This is a genomic window from Pseudomonas sp. KBN10P06128 (genome assembly GCF_037574945.1).
Lineage (GTDB): Bacteria > Pseudomonadota > Gammaproteobacteria > Pseudomonadales > Pseudomonadaceae > Pseudomonas > Pseudomonas aeruginosa.
Genome location: NZ_JBBELR010000001.1, coordinates 2,646,541 through 2,664,880, shown reverse-complemented (window position 1 = coordinate 2,664,880; position 18,340 = coordinate 2,646,541). Strand labels below are relative to the sequence as shown.

Sequence of the window (18,340 nt, the reverse complement as noted above, 5' to 3'; positions counted from 1 at the left end):
CAACCCGCGATGGACATCATTCGCCTTGGCGACACCACCAGCCATGGAGGCACGGTGATTGAGGCGTTCGGCCAGACCGACCTGAACGGCAAGCCGATGGCCGGTGTAGGCCACCAAGTGGTTTGCCCCTTGTGCAAGGGAACCTTCCCCATTACCGAAGGTAGCGCCCTGCTGGATGTGAATGGGGTCCCGGTCGCGCTACATGGGATGAAAACAGCTTGTGGTGCCAGCCTGATTGCCAGTGGCCCGTTGGGCGCTGCCGAAAACTGAAAAAGGGGGACGTTCGATATGCCGAAAGACTTCGGCGACCTCCTTCGTGCCTCTCCTGTAGAACGCTCAGGAAAACTCCGCCGGCTTCTTGCCCAGCCTGACCTGCCCCGAGCCTTGGCACCTTGGCCAGTCTGCCGTTGTGCACTCCAGCAAGCGCTGGCGGCATTCTCTTTGCTCGTTGAGCGTCTCCATTGCCGCCAGGATCTACTGGCGCTCAGATAGCCGGTTGCTCTCGCGCACGTCGCTGCTTGTAGTCGCCAATGCAAGCAGGCGTTCCGCAAAGCCCCATGGCTGATCCCGGGCGACAGGGTTCAAGGCCTTGCTGCACCAGGCTTGCGCTCACTGAGGTAGTGGTCGCTGAAAACTCCCAGCGGCTAGAGCACGTCGGCTATCCGACCAATGTCGTACACCGCCGGGCGTCCCGGGGGTAGCCGGCGCCAGTTCTATGGATACAGTGGAAGCAGCTCTGGAAAGCCTGTAGTAGACCGATTGGTCAACTACAAAAAATTACTTTGTATACAAAAAATCGATTGAATCGAGCACACAACGGGGATATAAAACACCCCACCGCATCGCCCTGAAGCCTGGGGTGGATGTTCGGCCAGAAATACCCGGCCGCCGGAACCTGCCTTTTCCGGTGTCCGCCTGCGACTGACAACAATAAAAACGCCTGAGGTGTTGCATGTCCGTGGTAACTGATCGCCGCATCCCCGACTCGCCCGTAGACCAGCGCCTGCCTCTGACGCAGCTGCTGCTGGTGGGCTTCCAGCATGTGTTGCTGATGTACGGTGGCGCCGTCGCCGTGCCTCTGATCGTCGGCCAGGCGGCCGGCCTCTCGCGCGAGGAAATCGCCTTCCTGATCAACGCCGACCTGCTGGTCGCCGGCATCGCCACCCTGGTCCAGTCGCTGGGCATCGGCCCGATGGGCATCCGCATGCCGGTTATGATGGGCGCCAGCTTCGCCGCCGTCGGCAGCATGGTGGCGATGGCCGGGATGCCCGGCGTGGGCATCACCGGGATCTTCGGCGCGACCATCGCCGCCGGTTTCTTCGGCATGCTCATCGCCCCCTTCATGTCGCGCATCGTGCGTTTCTTCCCACCGCTGGTGACCGGCACGGTGATCACCTCGATCGGCATGTGCCTGTTCCCGGTGGCGATCAACTGGGCCGGCGGCGGCAAAGGCGCGGAAGACTTCGGCTCCCTGCACTTCCTGTTCCTCTCCAGCCTGGTGCTCTGCACCATCCTCCTGATCAACCGCTTCATGCGCGGTTTCTGGGTCAACATCTCGGTGCTGATGGGCATGGGCCTGGGCTACGCGATCGCCGGCGGCATGGGCATGGTCGACCTCGGCGGTCTGGCCGAGCGCCCCTGGTTCGACATCGTCACCCCGCTGCACTTCGGCGCGCCGACCTTCGACCTGGCGCCGATCCTGTCGATGTGCCTGGTGGTAGTGATCATCTTCGTCGAGTCCACCGGCATGTTCCTCGCCCTGGGCAAGATCACCGGCCGCGAGATCACCCCCACCGAACTGCGCCGCGGCCTGCTCTGCGACGCCGGCGCCTCGTTCTTCGCCGGTTTCCTGAACACCTTCACCCATTCCTCGTTCGCCCAGAACATCGGCCTGGTGCAGATGACCGGGGTGCGCAGCCGCTACGTCACGGTGGCCGCCGCCGGTTTCCTGATCCTCCTCAGCATGCTGCCCAAGGCCGCCTTCCTGGTCGCCTCGATCCCGCCGGCGGTACTCGGCGGCGCCGGCATCGCCATGTTCGGCATGGTCGCCGCCAGCGGCATCCAGATCCTCCACGAGGCCAACATCACCGACCGCCGCAACCAGTTGCTGGTGGCGGTAAGCATCGGCATGGGCATGGTGCCGGTGGTGCGCCCGGACTTCTTCGCCCGCCTGCCGGTCTGGATGGAGCCGATCACCCATAGCGGCATCGCCATGACCGCGATCTGGGCGGTGGTGCTGAACCTGCTGTTCAACATCCTCAGCCGCAACGACCGCAGCCACTTGTGCGGCAGCCACGCGCCGGCGCCCAAGCACTCCTGACTCCCTGGCGGACCGGCGACACTCCCGGTCCGCCCTTCCCTCGGGCCGGACTTCGTCCGGCTTCTTTTTTTTCCGCTCGCGGTCCGCACCACTCAGTCCCGCCGAAGGAAAGGCCCCGCCTTGCGCTCCAGCAGATGCAGCAATTCCGCCTGCATGTAGGCGTAGTCGTCCGGGATATCCAGGCAGACCAGGCGCTTGCCTTTCATCGCCGCGGCGTGCCGGCGCAGCAGAGCCTGCCGGTGGCGGCGCTCCATGACGACGACCAGCGTCGCCCACTCCAGTTGCTCGCGCTCCAGGGGCGTCTCGGCGTCCGCCGCCAGCCCGGCGGAATCGGTCTCGACGCCCGGCCAGTCGGCGAACAGCCGTTCGGCGCTGGGACTACGCAGGCGGTTGCGGCTGCAGATGAACAGGACCCGGTGCATGGGAGGCTTTCCTTTGCTGGCGCGGCAGGCAGCATGACGTCTTCGCCGCGTTTCGGCGTTGCGCCGCGTCGCTTTTCCCGGGACGGGGCAGCGAGCGGTGCGTGCCGGAACACGGTCGCCCGGGTGGCATGGGAGAGGAAGCGGCGGATGGCGCCGTTGCTGCCATCGCCCCAGGAGGATACCGTCAGCCGCCGGTCATGCTCATGAAACGCAGCACCTGGACCTGCTCCTGGGCGTCGAAGTGATGCCGCTCCGGCTTCAGGTTCAGCGCCGCCACCAGTGCCGCGCTCAGGCGCTCGCGGTCGCCGGGATGGCTGCGCAGCAGTTCGCGCAGGTCGAGCGCCCCCTCGTGGCCGAGGCAGAGCACCAGCTTGCCCTCGGCGGTGACGCGCACGCGGTTGCAGTCGCCGCAGAAATTATTGCTGTGAGGTGAGATGAAGCCGATCCGGCTGGGCTCGTCGCCGATCTGGTAATACCGCGACGGCCCGCCGCTGCGCGCCAGGCTCGGGGTCAGCGGCCAGCGGCGCTCGATGATCGCCCGGACTTCGTCGCTGGTGCAGAGAGTCAGTTCGCGACGGTGGCTGGTGATGCTGCCCAGCGGCATTTCCTCGATGAAACTGATGTCCAACTGGTTGGCCAGGGCGTACTCGACCAGGTCGAGGATCTCATCGTCGTTGCGGCCCTTCTGTACCACGCAGTTCAGCTTGATCCGCTCGAAACCGGCTTCGCGCGCCGCCTGGATGCCGTCCAGCACCTGCTCCAGGCGATCGCTACGGGTGAAGGCGGCGAAGCGTTCGCGCTGCAGCGAGTCGAGGCTGACGTTGAGGCGGCGGACGCCGGCGGCCTTCAGCTCGGCGGCGCGCTCGCGCAGTTGCGAACCGTTGGTGGTGATCGCCAGGTCTTCCAGTTCCGCACGCTGCCCCAGGCGTGCCAGCAGGCCGGTGATGCCCTTGCGCACCAGCGGCTCGCCGCCGGTGATACGAATGCGCCGCACGCCGAGGCCGATGAAGGCGTCGGCCACCGCGTACAGTTCTTCCAGGCTGAGGACCTGGTCGCGGGGAAGGAACTGCATGTCTTCGCTCATGCAGTAGGTGCAGCGGAAGTCGCAGCGATCCGTCACCGACAGGCGCAGGTAGGTGATGCGACGGCCGAAGGGATCGACCAGGCGGGAATCGGACATAGTGACTCGTTCTGTTCCGGGGGGCTCGCCCGGCGCTCGGTGGGTGAGTGCGAGCGGGCGACTCGATACCCCTAACGAATACTCCAAATACCGGGAAATGTATAGGGCAAATGAACCGGCGGGTCAGGATTTCCCGGGCCTCCGCCTCGCTCGCACCTTGCTTGAGGGGCGCTCCGGGCGGGTGCTACCATCCTCGGCTTCCTGCCGCCGTTGCAGCAATGAAGAACAAGGACTGATGACCAGCATCCGCGAGCGCAACAAGCGCCTGATCCTCCGCGCCGCCAGCGAGGAATTCGCCGACAAGGGCTTCGCGGCGACCAAGACCAGCGACATCGCCGCCCGCGCCGGCCTGCCCAAGCCCAACGTCTACTACTACTTCCAGTCCAAGGAAAACCTCTATCGCTGCGTGCTGGAAAGCATCGTCGAGCCGCTGCTGCAAGCGTCGGCGCCGTTCCGCGTGGAAGACGACCCGCTGCTCGCCCTGCCCGCCTACATCCGCTCGAAGATCCGCATCTCCCGCGAGCTGCCGCATGCCTCCAAGGTCTTCGCCAGCGAGATCATGCACGGCGCGCCGCACCTGCCGAAGGAATACCTCGACGAACTGAACGCCCAGGCCCAGCGCAACGTCACCTGCCTGCAGACCTGGATCGACCGTGGCCAGCTCGCCCCGGTGGACCCGCATCACCTGCTCTTCGCCATCTGGGCGGCGACCCAGACCTATGCCGACTTCGATTGGCAGATTTCCATCGTCACCGGCAAGGAACAGCTCAGCGACGCCGACTACGACGCTGCGGTGGAAACCATCACCCGCCTGGTCCTGAAAGGCTGCACGCCCGACGGGCAATCCGGCAAGAGCGCCGGCCGGCTTCGGCCGCTGCCGCTCTGACCCGCCGCGGCACGCTCAATCGCGTGCCGCCCCCGCCCCAGCGCCGGCTTCGCACCGAGCGGCGTGACGCGGTATTCGACCCGCGGCGGCAGCTCCGCATACACCTCGCCTGGACGCTATCGGCGGAGTTGCTCGAGCACGGTATCCGGGTCAACGCCCTGAGCCCGGGGCCGACCCGGACGCCAGCGCTGGACAAGGCCGCTACCGATCTCGAGGCCGCCCAGGCGCTGAGGGAGAAGATTGGCCGGGACGCCTGGGGGAGCCGCTGGAGATCGCCAGTGCCGCGCTATTCCTGGCCTCGAACGAGCCCCGCTGCAGGTATGGCACGGAGATTCTGGTGGATGGCGGCGTACGCCACCTGAAGAAGGGAGCGAAGGCCCGGTCCTGGTGAGCGGGCCGCAAGCTCAACCGGCGTCGGGCACCAGCCCGACCGCCAGCACGCCCTGGATCGCGCATTGCTCGTCGATATCCGAGGTATCGCCGCTGATACCGACCGCGCCGACCACCTCTGCCTTGTCGTTGCGAATCAGCACCCCACCCGGCGCCGGAACCAGATTGCCATGGGCCAGGGTGTTCACCGCGGAAATGAACGAAGGCCGCTGCTGCGCATCCGCCGCCAGCAGCCGCGACGACTTGCCCAGGGCCACGGCGCCCCAGGCCTTGCCGATGGCGATCTGCGGTCGCAGCATGCTGGCGCCGTCCTCGCGCTGCAGCGCCACCAGGTGGCCGCCAGCATCGAGCACCGCGATGGTCAGGGGCGCGGTGGACAGCTCGCGTCCCACCGCCAGCGCCTGGCGGGTAATGCCCAGCGCGGTTTCCAGACTGATGGTGGTCATGGTCGTTCCTCTCGAGTTGTTAAGGCTAGAAATCGGGAAACCACCCGCGATGCGGGCGCGTTCGAAAATTTGTACCCAATCTAGTAGCCGACCGGCCCTACGAAAGCAACATTCCAGAACAATATGAACATAATTTTGTATACATTTTTTCAAACGCTGGTTTTATAAGCCTGCTAACAAAAATGGTAATTCATTGTTTTTATTATGGAAAAATTGATTTCAGCGGCTTTTTCCAGCGTATACAACCCATCTTGACCTTGCGCTCCCCCTCTGCCTAGAATCGTTCCAACTTTTGTACACAATTAGTATAAGAACGAGGAACAAAACGATGGCCAGAATGAGAGCAATCGAAGCCGCCGTACTGGTGATGCGCCGCGAAGGCGTGGATACCGCGTTCGGCGTCCCCGGTGCCGCGATCAACCCCATGTACGCCGCGCTGAAGAAGATCGGCGGCATCGACCATGTCCTGGCCCGTCACGTCGAAGGCGCCTCGCACATGGCCGAGGGCTACACCCGTACCAAGGCCGGCAACATCGGCGTCTGCATCGGCACCTCCGGCCCTGCCGGCACCGACATGATCACCGGCCTCTACTCCGCCTCCGCCGACTCCATCCCGATTCTCTGCATCACAGGCCAGGCACCGCGCGCCCGCCTGCACAAGGAAGACTTCCAGGCGGTCGACATCTCCAGCATCGCCGCGCCGGTGGCCAAGTGGGCGACCACCGTGCTGGAACCGGCCCAGGTCCCCTACGTATTCCAGAAGGCCTTCCAGCTGATGCGCAGCGACCGGCCCGGCCCGGTACTGATCGACCTGCCGTTCGACGTACAGATGGCCGAGATCGAGTTCGACATCGACGCCTACGAGCCCCTCCCGGTGAGCAAGCCGAAGGCCACCCGGGTCCAGGCCGAGAAGGTCCTGGCCATGCTCGACGAAGCCGAGCGCCCGCTGCTGGTGGCCGGCGGCGGCATCTTCAACGCCGACGCCGCCGAGCGCTTCCGCGAATTCGCCGAGCTGACCGGCATCCCGGTGATCCCGACCCTGATGGGCTGGGGCGTAATCCCCGACGACCACCCACAGATGGCCGGCATGGTCGGCCTGCAGACCTCGCACCGCTACGGCAACGCCACCCTGCTGGAATCCGACCTGGTGCTCGGCATCGGCAACCGCTGGGCCAACCGCCACACCGGCAGCGTCGAGGTCTATACCGAAGGTCGCCGCTTCATCCATGTCGACATCGAACCGACCCAGATCGGCCGGGTGTTCATGCCCGACCTGGGCATCGTCTCCGACGCCGGCGCCGCCCTCGACGCATTCCTCGAAGTGGCCCGCGAGTGGAAGGCCGCCGGCAAGCTGAAGTCGCGCGCCGCCTGGCTGGAAAGCTGCCAGCAGCGCAAACGCACGCTGCAGCGCAAGACCCACTTCGACAACGTGCCGGTGAAACCGCAGCGCGTCTACGAAGAGATGAACGAGTTCTTCGGCAAGGATGCCTGCTACGTCAGCACCATCGGCCTGTCGCAGATCGCCGGCGCACAGTTCCTCCATGTCTACCAGCCGCGCCACTGGATCAACTGCGGCCAGGCCGGCCCGCTGGGCTGGACCATTCCCGCCGCGCTGGGAGTGGTCAAGGCCGACCCGAGCCGCCAGGTGGTGGCGCTCTCCGGCGACTACGACTTCCAGTTCATGATCGAGGAACTGGCGGTCGGCGCGCAGTTCAAGCTGCCCTATATCCACGTACTGGTGAACAACTCCTACCTGGGCCTGATCCGCCAGGCGCAGCGCGGCTTCGACATGGACTATTGCGTGCAGCTGGCCTTCGACAACATCAACGCCCCCGAGCTGGAAGGCTACGGCGTCGACCACGTCGCGGTGGTCGAGGGCCTGGGCTGCAAGGCGATCCGGGTGTTCGACCCGAACGAGATCGGCGCCGCCCTGGCCAAGGCCCGCGAACTGATGCAACAGCACCAGGTGCCGGTGGTGGTCGAGGTGATCCTGGAGCGCGTCACCAACATCTCCATGGGTACCGAGATCAACGCCATCAACGAGTTCGAGGAACTGGCCGAGAAAGGCGCCGACGCGCCGACCGCCATCTCGCTGCTCGACTGATCGCCGGCCTTTCCCGGAGGCGCGGACGGTGCGTGCGGCACCCTGCCCCCGGCGAAAGGCCTCCCGAACGTTTGACCGAACGATAGGAGCAAGACATGCCCCGTTTCTGCGCCAACCTGTCCATGCTGTTCACCGAGGTGGATTTCCTCGAACGCTTCGACGCCGCCGCCAAGGCCGGCTTCGCCGGCGTCGAGTACCTCTTCCCCTATGACGTCGAGGCCGAGGCGATCAAGGCCCGCCTGGAAGCCAACGGCCTGGAACAGGTGCTGTTCAACCTGCCGGCCGGCGACTGGGCCAAGGGCGAGCGCGGCATCGCCTGCCACCCGGATCGGGTCCAGGAGTTCCGCGAGGGGGTCGACAAGGCCATTGCCTACGCCAGGGTGCTGGGCAACCGCCAGGTGAACTGCCTCGCCGGGATCCGGCCGCAGGGGCACGACTGCGCCAGCGTCGAGAAGACCTTCGTCGACAACCTGCGCTACGCCGCCGACAAGCTGGAAGCCGCAGGCATCCGCCTGGTCATGGAGATGATCAACACCCTCGACATCCCCGGCTTCTACCTGCAGAACACCCGCCAGGCCCTGGAGATCCGCGACAAGGTCGGCAGCGCCAACCTGTTCCTGCAATACGACATCTATCACATGCAGATCATGGAAGGCGACCTGGCCCGCACCCTGGAAAACCAGTTGGCGGCGATCAACCACGTGCAACTCGCCGACAACCCCGGCCGCCACGAACCGGGCACCGGCGAGATCAACTACCGCTTCCTCTTCGAGCACCTGGACCGCATCGGCTACCAGGGCTGGATCGGCTGCGAGTACAAGCCGGCCACCACCACCGAAGCCGGCCTCGGCTGGATGAAGACGCACAACGTCGTCTGATCCGCCCCCACGAACAAGACGCTCCCGCCTCCCTGCGCGGAGCCACTCGACAGACAGAACCAGGAGACACTCTCATGGCCAAGATCGGATTCATCGGCACCGGAATCATGGGCAAGCCCATGGCGCAGAACCTGCAGAAGGCCGGCCACAGCCTGTTCCTTTCCACCCACCACGACGCCGCTCCGGCCGACCTGCTGGAGGCCGGCGCCATTGCCCTGGCCAACCCGAAGGAAGTGGCCCAGGAAGCCGAGTTCATCATCGTCATGGTGCCGGACACCCCGCAGGTCGAGGATGTGCTGTTCCGCAAGGACGGTATCGCCGAGGGCGTCGGCCCGAACAAGGTGGTGATCGACATGAGTTCGATCTCCCCCACCGCCACCAAGGGCTTCGCCGAGAAGATCAAGGCTACCGGCGCGCAGTACCTGGACGCCCCGGTCTCCGGCGGCGAGGTCGGCGCCAAGGCGGCGACCCTGAGCATCATGGTCGGCGGCTGCCCGAACACCTTCGAACGCGCCTTGCCGCTGTTCCAGGCGATGGGCAAGAACATCACCCGCGTCGGCGGCAACGGCGACGGCCAGACCGCCAAGGTGGCCAACCAGATCATCGTCGCGCTGAACATCCAGGCGGTCGCCGAGGCCCTGCTGTTCGCCGCCCGCAACGGCGCCGATCCGGCCAAGGTGCGCGAGGCGCTGATGGGTGGCTTCGCCTCCTCGCGGATCCTCGAGGTGCACGGCGAACGCATGGTCAAGGGCACCTTCGACCCGGGCTTCCGCATCAGCCTGCACCAAAAGGACCTCAACCTGGCCCTGGCCGGCGCCCGCGAGCTGAACCTGAACCTGCCCAACACCGCCAACGCCCAGCAGGTGTTCAGCACCTGCGCGGCCATCGGCGGCAGTAACTGGGACCACTCGGCGCTGATCAAGGGCCTGGAGCACATGGCCAACTTCTCGATCCGCGACGAGTGATCCGCAGTCCGCGCGGGCCGTCACCCCGCGCGGAGCGACGAACCCCTTTTCGAAGGGCTCGGGGAGAGGAACGGTCGGCGAACTCCGGTGTTCGCCGCCGCCCTCTTCCTTCCCCGCCCACAAGGCGGGGTAAAGGAAGCGAACGCCCGGCCGGGAGATTCACGGCCTCTGCGTCCGGGCGCCTCGCTTCCATTCCCCAGTTCCCGCCGGCGCGGGTGCTGCGGAATGGAAGCGTCGACGACGCTGCGACCGCCGGTCCGACCGGCGGCACGACAACAAGAAATTCGGAGCCTGTCATGAGTACCGATCCACGCGCCTTTCTCACCGAGCTGTTCAATACCGCGGTGGCAGCCGGCCATCCCTACCAGGTGCTGGCCGACCACCTGCCGGAAGATCGCAGCGGGCGCGCCATCGTCATCGGTGCCGGCAAGGCCGCCGGAGCCATGGCCGAAGTGGTGGAGAAGCACTGGCAGGGCGAGATCCAGGGCCTGGTAGTGGCGCCTTACCGCTACGGCGCGCAATGCAGTCGCATCGAGGTGGTGGAAGCCTCCCATCCGGTGCCCGACGACGCCGGCGAGCGCGTCGCCCGTCGCGTGCTGGAACTGATCAGCGGCCTGAACGAGAGCGACCGGGTGATCTTCCTTCTCTCCGGCGGCGGCTCCGCACTGCTTTCGCTGCCTGCCGAAGGCATCGGCCTGGCGGACAAGCAGGCGGTAAACAAGGCGCTGCTCAAGTCCGGCGCCGCCATCGGCGAGATGAACTGCGTGCGCAAGCACCTCTCGGCGATCAAGGGCGGTCGCCTGGCCAAGGCCTGCTGGCCGGCCAGCGTCTATACCTACGCGATTTCCGACGTTCCCGGCGACGAGGCCACGGTGATCGCCTCCGGCCCCAGCGTCGGCGACCCGACCACCTCCGCCGACGCCCTGGCGATCCTCAGGCGCTACGCCATCGACGTGCCGCAGAACGTCCTCGACTGGCTCGCCGACCCACGTTCGGAAACCGTCAAGCCCGACGACCCCTACCTGGCGCGCAGCCACTTCCAGTTGATCGCCACGCCACAGAACGCCCTCGACGCAGCAGCGGTGAAGTGCCGCGCGGCCGGCTTCTCGACGCTGATCCTCGGCGACCTGGAGGGCGAAGCGCGGGAAGTCGCCAAGGTCCACGCCGGCATCGCCCGGCAGATCCGCAAGCACGGCCAGCCGCTGGCGGCGCCCTGCGTGATCCTCTCCGGCGGCGAGACCACCGTCACCGTGCGCGGCAACGGTCGCGGCGGACGCAACGCCGAGTTCCTCCTCAGCCTCACCGCCGAGCTAAAGGGCGAACCGAACATCTGGGCCCTGGCCGGCGACACCGACGGCATCGACGGCTCGGAAGACAACGCCGGCGCGCTGATGACGCCCTGCTCCCATGCGCGCGGCGAAAAGGCCGGGCTGAAGTTCCGCGACGAGCTCGACGACAACAACGGCTACGGCTATTTCCAGGCCCTCGGCGACCTGCTGGTGACCGGACCGACCCGCACCAACGTGAACGACTTCCGCGCCATTCTCATCCTCGAGTCCTGACATGACAGCCGACAAGAAAGCCAAGATCCTCGCCACCCTCGGCCCGGCCACCCGCAGCCGAGACGATATCCGTGCCCTGGTGGAGGCCGGCGCCAACCTGTTCCGCCTGAACTTCAGCCACGGCGACTACGCCGATCACGCGCAGCGCTTCGCCTGGGTGCGCGAGGTGGAAGCGGAGCTGAACTACCCGATCGGCGTGCTCATGGACCTGCAGGGTCCGAAGCTGCGGGTCGGCCGCTTCGCCGCCGGTGCCGTGCAATTGCAGCGTGGGCAGACCTTCACCCTCGACCTCAGCGACGCCCCCGGCGACGAGCGGCGGGTCAACCTGCCGCATCCGGAGATCATCCATGCCCTGGAACCGGGCATGAGCCTGCTACTGGACGACGGCAAGATCCGCCTGGAAGTGGTCAACGGCCACAGCGACGCCATCGAGACCCGCGTGGCGGTGGGTGGCGAGCTGTCCGATCGCAAGGGCGTCAACGTGCCGGAAGCGGTGCTGCAACTCAGCCCGCTGACCGACAAGGACCGCCGCGACCTGGCCTTCGGCCTGGAACTGGGGGTCGACTGGGTGGCGCTGTCCTTCGTGCAACGCCCGGAGGACATCGACGAGGCCCGTGGGCTGATCGGCGACAAGGCCTTCCTCATGGCCAAGATCGAGAAGCCCAGCGCGGTGAGCGCCATCGAGGCGATCGCCGAGCGCGCCGACGCGATCATGGTGGCGCGCGGCGACCTCGGCGTAGAGGTGCCGGCGGAGAGCGTGCCGGGCATCCAGAAACGCATCGTCCAGGTCTGCCGCCAGCTCGGCAAGCCGGTGGTGGTGGCCACCCAGATGCTCGAGTCGATGCGCTTCTCCCCCGCCCCGACCCGCGCCGAGGTGACCGACGTAGCCACCGCGGTGGGCGCCGGCGCCGACGCGGTGATGCTCTCGGCGGAAACCGCTTCCGGACAATACCCTCGCGAGGCGGTAGAGATGATGGCGAAGATCGTCCGCCAGGTGGAGGCCGAGCCGGACTACCACGTCCAGCTCGAGGTCAACCGTCCGCAGCCCGACGCTACCGTCTCCGATGCGATCAGCTGCGCGATCCGCCGGGTCAGCCGGATCCTCCCGGTGGCGGTGCTGGTGAACTACACCGAGTCGGGCAACTCGACCCTGCGCGCCGCCCGCGAGCGGCCCAAGGCGCCGATCCTCAGCCTGACCCCGAACCTGCGTACCGCGCGGCGACTGACCGTGGCCTGGGGCGTGTATTCGGTGGTCAACGAGCAACTGGCGCACGTCGACGAGATCTGCTCGACCGCCCTCGACATCGCCCTGGCCCAGCGCATGGCGCGCCGCGGCGACACCGTGGTGGTCACCGCCGGCGTGCCGTTCGGTCGCCCCGGCTCGACCAACATGCTGCGCATCGAGACCGTGGCGCCGCCGCTGGGAGATCTCTGAAGCAACGAGTTCGGTCCGGCTCGCGCCGTCCCCCCGGGCATGCGGGTCGGGCCACCCTTGTCTCTCTCGGATGGATGGGGCCGGAAATACGGGGCCGCGTCTCCATCCATCCGGGAAAGACCTTCTTGTCGGACCATGGCCTCCCTCGCGCACTCCCATGCAGGCCATGGACATTCAAGGCCTCCGGTTCAACTCCTGCCGGAGGTCTTTTTTTCTTCTTGGAACGCCCTGCATGCATGACCCTCGCCTGGCCTTCTCGTCCGGGGTGCGTCGCCTCCGCGCCAGACTCTACAATGACCACCCCCGCCCCTCGCGCAGGCCTGGCATCTCCGTGCCTGCCGAGCGGCCCTTGCCGCACTGACCGCCATGCCCCTGCAATCTCTCCTCAATGCATCCCGAATCCTCCTGCGCGGCATCAGCCAGGTGTTCCTCCAGGGCGACCCACGCCTGGGCCTGGCCTGCCTGCTGGCGATCGCCGTCGGCGCGCCGCCGCTGCTCGCCGGCGCCCTCCTTGGCGGCGCCCTCGGCCCGTTGCTGGCGCGCCTGTTGCACTGCGCCGACAGCGACATCGAGGCCGGGCTGTACGGCTACAACGCCGTGCTGATCGGCATGCTGCTGGCATTCCGCTTCGCCTGGTCGCCGGGGCTGGTGTCGCTGGTAGCGCTCGGCTGCCTGGCCAGCGTGGCGTTGCAGCGCCTGTTCCTGCATGGGCTGCGCCGACGCCGCTGGCTACCGCCCTATACCCTGGGCTTCGTCCTCAACAGCTGGTGGCTGGTGCCCCTCGGCGCCTGGCTAGGCCTGGCCCCGGCGGCCCATGGCGGCTGCTTCAGCTGCGCCTGGAGCGGCACGGCGGAGCTGGCGGCGCTAACGCTGGGGATCGGCGAGATCATCTTCCTCGGTGAACCGCTGGCAGGGCTGCTGGTCTGGCTCGGCCTGCTGCTGGTCTCGCGTCCCTCGGCCGCCTGGGCCCTCGCCGGCGCCGCGGCCAGCCTGCCGCTGGCCTGGCTGCTGGGCTACGACTGGGCGAGCGCGCTCGCCGGGCTCTACGGCCTGAACACCGCCCTTGCCGGGCTGGCCCTGGCCTTGCGCTACCGCAGCGCCTGGCCGCCACTGCTCGGCATGGGCCTGGCGGTGGCACTGCAACCGCTGTTCGGCCTGCTCGGCCTGCCGGCGCTGACCGCACCGTTCATCCTCGCCTGCCTGCTCTGCATTGGCGGCGAGCGCCTTTACCTGCGCCTGGCCGGCAGCCTCGGCGCGCGCCTCGGCCGGCGGCGCTCCTGAGCAGGGAACGCTGGCGCCGGCGGGCTAGTCTGGTAAGGTGCCGCATCCATCATCAGGAGCCACGATGAGCGCACCCGACAGCTGGCGCGAACGCCTCTACATCGTCATCTTCCAGACCGACACCCGCGACGGCCGGCGCTTCGACAGCGCGCTGCTGCTGGTGATCCTGGCCAGCCTGCTGGTAGTGATGATCGACAGCATCGACGAGATCCACCAGGACTACGGCGACCTGCTGGCCTACATCGAATGGGGCTTCACCGGCATCTTCCTGGTGGAATACCTGCTGCGCCTGTACTGCTCGCCCAAGCCGCTGCGCTATGCCTTCAGCTTCTACGGCCTGGTCGACCTGCTGGCGATCCTCCCCGGCTTCCTCGCCCTGCTCTACCCCGACGCCCAGTACCTGCTGATCGTCCGGGTGATACGCATGCTGCGCCAGTACCTGAGCCAGGCCAATTTCCTGCTCACCGCCCTGCGCGGCAGCAAGCAGAAGATCATCGTGTTCTTCCTCACCGTGATGACCCTGGTCACCGTGTTCGGCGCGCTGATGTACGTGGTCGAAGGCCCGGAGCACGGTTTCACCAGCATCCCCCGCGGCATCTACTGGGCGATCGTCACCCTCACCACGGTCGGCTTCGGCGACATCACCCCGAAGACCCCGCTCGGCCAGGCCATCGCCAGCCTGGTGATGCTCACCGGCTACTCGATCATCGCGGTGCCCACCGGGATCTTCACCGCCGAACTCGCCACCGCGATGCGCCAGGACCCGGCCAACCTGTTGCAGCGGGATTGCCCGGTGTGCCGCAAGGCGACCCACGAAGTGCAGGCGGCATTCTGCTGCCGCTGCGGCAACCCGTTGTTCCCTCGCGAGGAAGGCAGCCATGGGAAGTCTTGACCGGCAGCGCTGGGACGCCCTCTGGCAGCGACTCGGCGGCAACCCGCCGGCGGATGCCTTCGACGCGCTGCTGGCGGCCTATGGCGGGGCCGACCGGCACTACCACAGCGATCGCCACATCCTCGCCTGCCTGGAGCACTTCGACCGCTGGCGCCAACTGGCGCGGCGGCCGGACCTGGTGGAGCTGGCGTTGTGGACCCACGACCTGGTCTACGACACCCAGCGCCAGGACAACGAGGCCGCCAGCGCCGCCAGCACCGAGCGCTGGCTCGACCAGGCCGGGCTGGCGGCGCTGCGGCCGGCCCTGCGCGAACTGATCATGGCCACTTGTCACCAGGCGCCGCCGGGAGACGCCGACGCAGCCCTGGTGGTGGATCTCGACCTCGCCATCCTCGCCGCGCCGGCGCCGGTCTACGCACGCTACGAGGCGGACGTCCGCGCCGAATACGCCTGGGTGCCGGAACCGCTGTTCCGCGCCGGGCGCGGCAAGTTGCTGCGCCAGTTGCTGGAGCAACCGGCGCTGTACCACTGCGAACCGCTGCGGCAGCGCTGGGAGGCCGCCGCCCGCGCCAACCTGCGCGGTGCCCTGGAGCGCCTGGAACAGCCGGCCTGAGCCGCACGGGAAAATTTCTTCGCGCCGCTTAACCCGTCTTTCGCCGTGCTTGCGTCTCAGGCAGCAGGAAGGAACCGCACGCACGGGTTCCTCGCCCCTCCATCCGCCCAAGGAAGAGATATCGTGAATCGACTCGCCGCCTCTCCGCTCCTGTTCGCCGGCCTGTTCGCCAGCGCTCCGTTGCTGGCCGCGCCACAAGCGGTCGACAGCCGCATCAGCGCGGTCACCGTCTACGCCGACCGTGCCGTGGTCACCCGCACCGCCCGCCTGCAATTGCCCAAGGGCCAGCATGAGATCGCCCTGGAGCAACTGCCCTTCCAGCTCGACGACGCCAGCCTGCGCGCGTCCCTCGGCGCCAGCGCCGCCGCCACCCTGCTCGACGTCAGCAGCGCCGCGCAACGGGTCGAGCGCCCGGACGACAACCGTGTGCAGCAACTCGACCAGCAACTGCGCGAGATAGACCGGCAACTGCGGGAAATCCATGACCGCGGCAGCGTGCTCGAAGCGCAGAAGAAGTTCCTCGCCGACATCCAGAGCGGCAGCACCCAGCCCGGCAAGGATCGCCCCATGCCCGGCATCGACGAGCTGAAGAGCCTGCTGCAACTGACCGAAGGCAACCTCGAACGCCTGCTCGCCGAGCAGCGCCAGCTGGACGACCGCGCCGCCGAACTGGAACAGCGCAAGCAGCAGTTGCAGGAGCAGCGCGGCACCCTCAACGGCGACGGCAAGCGCTTCAAGCGCGCGGTCCTGCGGGTCGCCCTGGAGCAACCGGCACAGGTCGAGGTGAAGCTCGACTACACCCTGCGCGACGCCTCCTGGCAGCCGACCTACGACGCGCGCCTGCGCGACGGCGCGAAGACCATCGAACTGACCTACCAGGGCCTGGTCCGGCAGAGCAGCGGCGAAGACTGGACCGACATCGACCTGACCCTCTCCACCGCCCGTCCGGCCCTGGGCGGCAACGTACCGCGGCTGAATCCCTGGATCGTCGACATCGACGCGCCCAACGCCTACTACGGTGCCGAGATGGCCATGCAGGACGCTCCGGCGCCCATGCCGCAAGCCGCGCCCATCGCCAGGACCTCGGCGAAGATGGCCATGCCGGCCTCGGCGCCGAAGCTGGCCGAGGCGCGGCTCGCCACCGCGGAGGTCAGCAGCGGAGCCGCCAGCGCCTCTTTCCACATCCCCGTGCCGGCGACCCTGAACAGCGACGGCAGCGCGCAGAAGGTCACCATCGCCCGCCTGGAAATGCCGGCCAAGCTGCGCTACCTGGCGGCCCCGGCCCTGCGCGAAACCGCCTACCTGGAGGCGGAAACCCGCAACGACAGCGACTACCCGCTGCTCCCCGGCACCCTGAATACCTTTCTCGGCAACAGCTTCGTCGCCAGCGGCCATCTGCGCGGGGTGATGCCCGGGGAAAGCTTCGAACTGGCACTGGGCGCCGACGAGGGCATCGGCATCGAACGCAAGCTGGTCAAGCGCTACACCGACAGCAGCGGCCTGATCGGCAACCGCACGCGGGTCAACTACGAATTCCGCATCGACGTGCGCAACAACCACAAGAACGCCGAACGCGTGCAGTTCGAGGACCAGTTGCCGGTCTCGCGCAACGAGCAGATCCAGGTCACCTTGCTGGAACCCAAGGCGCAGGAAATCAAGCGCGAGGACGACGGCAAGCTGAAGTGGGACTGGACCCTGCAACCCGGCGAGAAACGCAGCGCCGCCCTGAAGTTCAGCGTGGAGTATCCCAAGGACCTGGCGGTCAGCGGCCTCGACTAGCGCTGGCCAAAGCGCCGGCCGCGGCATAGGCTCGAGCGGGTAATAAGCAAAGCAGTTTTTGATATTTACCCTGCATATAACCCGACGTTATAGTCGAGCCACTACAACATGCCCAAAGGAACTGCCCTGTGAAACGACTGTTCAGCGCCTCCCTGCTGGCCGCCGGCCTGGCGCTCGGCGGCGCCGCTCACGCCGCCCAGCCCCTGCTCAACGTCTCCTACGACGTGATGCGCGACTTCTACAAGGAATACAACCCGGCCTTCCAGAAATACTGGAAAGCGGAGAAAGGCGAGAACATCACCATCCAGATGTCCCATGGCGGTTCCAGCAAGCAGGCGCGCTCGGTGATCGACGGTCTGCCCGCCGACGTCATCACCATGAACCAGGCCACCGACATCGACGCCCTCGCCGACAACGGCGGCCTGGTGCCGAAGGACTGGGCGACCCGCCTGCCGAACAACAGCGCGCCGTTCACCTCGGCCACCGTGTTCATCGTTCGCAAGGGCAACCCCAAGGCCCTGAAGGACTGGCCGGACCTGCTCAAGGACGGCGTCCAGGTAGTGGTGCCGAACCCCAAGACCTCCGGCAACGGCCGCTATACCTATCTCTCCGCCTGGGGCTACGTGCTGAAGAACGGCGGTGACGAGAACAAGGCCAAGGAGTTCGTCGGCAAACTGTTCAAGCAGGTACCGGTGCTCGACACCGGCGGCCGCGCCGCCACCACTACCTTCATGCAGAACCAGATCGGCGACGTACTGGTGACCTTCGAGAACGAAGCCGAGATGATCGCCCGCGAATTCGGCCGAGGCGGCTTCGAGGTGGTCTACCCGAGCGTGTCCGCCGAGGCCGAGCCTCCGGTGGCGGTGGTCGACAAGGTGGTCGAGAAGAAAGGCAGCCGCGCCCAGGCCGAGGCCTACCTGAAGTACCTGTGGTCGGACGAGGGCCAGACCATCGCCGCCAACAACTACCTGCGCCCGCGCAACCCGGAGATCCTCGCCAAGTTCGCCGACCGCTTCCCGAAAGTCGACTTCTTCTCGGTGGAGAAGACCTTCGGCGACTGGCGCAGCGTGCAGAAGACCCACTTCATCGACGGCGGCGTATTCGACCAGATCTACAGCCCCAACTGATCCCTCGCCGCTCGACGAAAAAGCCGGAAGCGCTCGCGCTTCCGGCTTTTTCATTCGGCT

At 66.9% G+C, this 18,340-nt stretch carries 16 protein-coding genes; 13 read left to right on the top strand and 3 right to left on the bottom strand.

All coding sequences use genetic code 11. From position 1 onward, the window contains the following. Positions 1-9 precede the first annotated feature (9 nt). Positions 10-270, top strand: coding sequence for a PAAR domain-containing protein (locus VQ065_RS12705; protein ID WP_003083211.1), 261 nt, complete (start codon positions 10-12; stop codon positions 268-270). A gap of 682 nt (positions 271-952) precedes the next feature. Further along, on the top strand, positions 953-2,320 hold the full coding sequence (locus tag VQ065_RS12700) for a nucleobase:cation symporter-2 family protein (RefSeq protein ID WP_003083208.1): 1,368 nt from the start codon (positions 953-955) through the stop codon (positions 2,318-2,320). A 92-nt stretch (positions 2,321-2,412) separates the two neighbouring features. On the opposite strand, the gene VQ065_RS12695 is transcribed toward VQ065_RS12700, so the two are convergent. Together VQ065_RS12695 and moaA are read right to left on the bottom strand one after the other, a co-directional pair. Beyond that, positions 2,413-2,742 carry a low molecular weight protein tyrosine phosphatase family protein gene (locus VQ065_RS12695; RefSeq protein ID WP_003087185.1) on the bottom strand — a complete coding sequence of 110 codons (330 nt, stop codon included), beginning with the start codon at positions 2,740-2,742 and terminating at the stop codon, positions 2,413-2,415. A gap of 184 nt (positions 2,743-2,926) precedes the next feature. Then, entirely contained in the window at positions 2,927-3,922 is a 996-nt protein-coding gene (gene moaA, locus VQ065_RS12690; protein ID WP_003083204.1) for a GTP 3',8-cyclase MoaA, read from the bottom strand. A gap of 235 nt (positions 3,923-4,157) precedes the next feature. Here moaA and VQ065_RS12685 point away from each other — a divergent pair, with 235 nt between their 5' ends. Beyond that, a complete protein-coding gene (locus VQ065_RS12685; protein ID WP_003087183.1) occupies positions 4,158-4,808 on the top strand; it encodes a TetR/AcrR family transcriptional regulator in 651 nt (216 codons plus the stop codon). Between the two features lie 404 nt (positions 4,809-5,212). Here VQ065_RS12685 and VQ065_RS12680 read toward each other — a convergent pair whose 3' ends face one another. After that, the gene (locus VQ065_RS12680; protein WP_003083199.1) at positions 5,213-5,644 is read right to left on the bottom strand and encodes a GlcG/HbpS family heme-binding protein; all 432 of its coding nucleotides are present in this window, start codon (positions 5,642-5,644) and stop codon (positions 5,213-5,215) included. A gap of 328 nt (positions 5,645-5,972) precedes the next feature. On the opposite strand from VQ065_RS12680, the gene gcl reads away from it, so the two are divergent. The 10 genes from gcl to VQ065_RS12630 all read left to right on the top strand — a co-directional run bounded on the left by gcl (position 5,973) and on the right by VQ065_RS12630 (position 18,280). Then, positions 5,973-7,748, top strand: coding sequence for a glyoxylate carboligase (gcl, locus tag VQ065_RS12675; protein ID WP_003087182.1), 1,776 nt, complete (start codon positions 5,973-5,975; stop codon positions 7,746-7,748). Positions 7,749-7,843: 95 nt separating this feature from the next. Further along, positions 7,844-8,626 carry a hydroxypyruvate isomerase gene (gene hyi, locus VQ065_RS12670; protein WP_003087181.1) on the top strand — a complete coding sequence of 261 codons (783 nt, stop codon included), beginning with the start codon at positions 7,844-7,846 and terminating at the stop codon, positions 8,624-8,626. Between the two features lie 74 nt (positions 8,627-8,700). After that, the gene (locus VQ065_RS12665; RefSeq protein ID WP_003087180.1) at positions 8,701-9,591 is read left to right on the top strand and encodes a 2-hydroxy-3-oxopropionate reductase; all 891 of its coding nucleotides are present in this window, start codon (positions 8,701-8,703) and stop codon (positions 9,589-9,591) included. Between the two features lie 296 nt (positions 9,592-9,887). Next, a complete protein-coding gene (locus VQ065_RS12660; RefSeq protein WP_003087179.1) occupies positions 9,888-11,153 on the top strand; it encodes a glycerate kinase type-2 family protein in 1,266 nt (421 codons plus the stop codon). Position 11,154: 1 nt separating this feature from the next. Beyond that, a complete protein-coding gene (gene pyk / locus VQ065_RS12655) occupies positions 11,155-12,588 on the top strand; it encodes a pyruvate kinase (RefSeq protein ID WP_003087178.1) in 1,434 nt (477 codons plus the stop codon). 366 nt (positions 12,589-12,954) lie between these two features. Beyond that, positions 12,955-13,869, top strand: a complete 915-nt coding sequence (locus tag VQ065_RS12650; RefSeq protein ID WP_003087177.1) for an urea transporter — start codon at positions 12,955-12,957, stop codon at positions 13,867-13,869. 64 nt (positions 13,870-13,933) lie between these two features. Further along, positions 13,934-14,761 (top strand): ion transporter, encoded by an 828-nt coding sequence (locus VQ065_RS12645; RefSeq protein ID WP_340080409.1) that lies wholly within the window; start codon positions 13,934-13,936, stop codon positions 14,759-14,761. Then, positions 14,748-15,374, top strand: a complete 627-nt coding sequence (locus VQ065_RS12640) for an HD domain-containing protein (RefSeq protein WP_003083175.1) — start codon at positions 14,748-14,750, stop codon at positions 15,372-15,374. The genes VQ065_RS12645 and VQ065_RS12640 overlap by 14 nt, the downstream gene beginning before the upstream one ends. A 123-nt stretch (positions 15,375-15,497) precedes the next feature. Then, positions 15,498-17,153 carry a mucoidy inhibitor MuiA gene (muiA, locus tag VQ065_RS12635; RefSeq protein WP_003087176.1) on the top strand — a complete coding sequence of 552 codons (1,656 nt, stop codon included), beginning with the start codon at positions 15,498-15,500 and terminating at the stop codon, positions 17,151-17,153. A gap of 128 nt (positions 17,154-17,281) precedes the next feature. Continuing rightward, positions 17,282-18,280, top strand: a complete 999-nt coding sequence (locus tag VQ065_RS12630) for a sulfate ABC transporter substrate-binding protein (RefSeq protein ID WP_003087175.1) — start codon at positions 17,282-17,284, stop codon at positions 18,278-18,280. Positions 18,281-18,340: the final 60 nt, after the last annotated feature.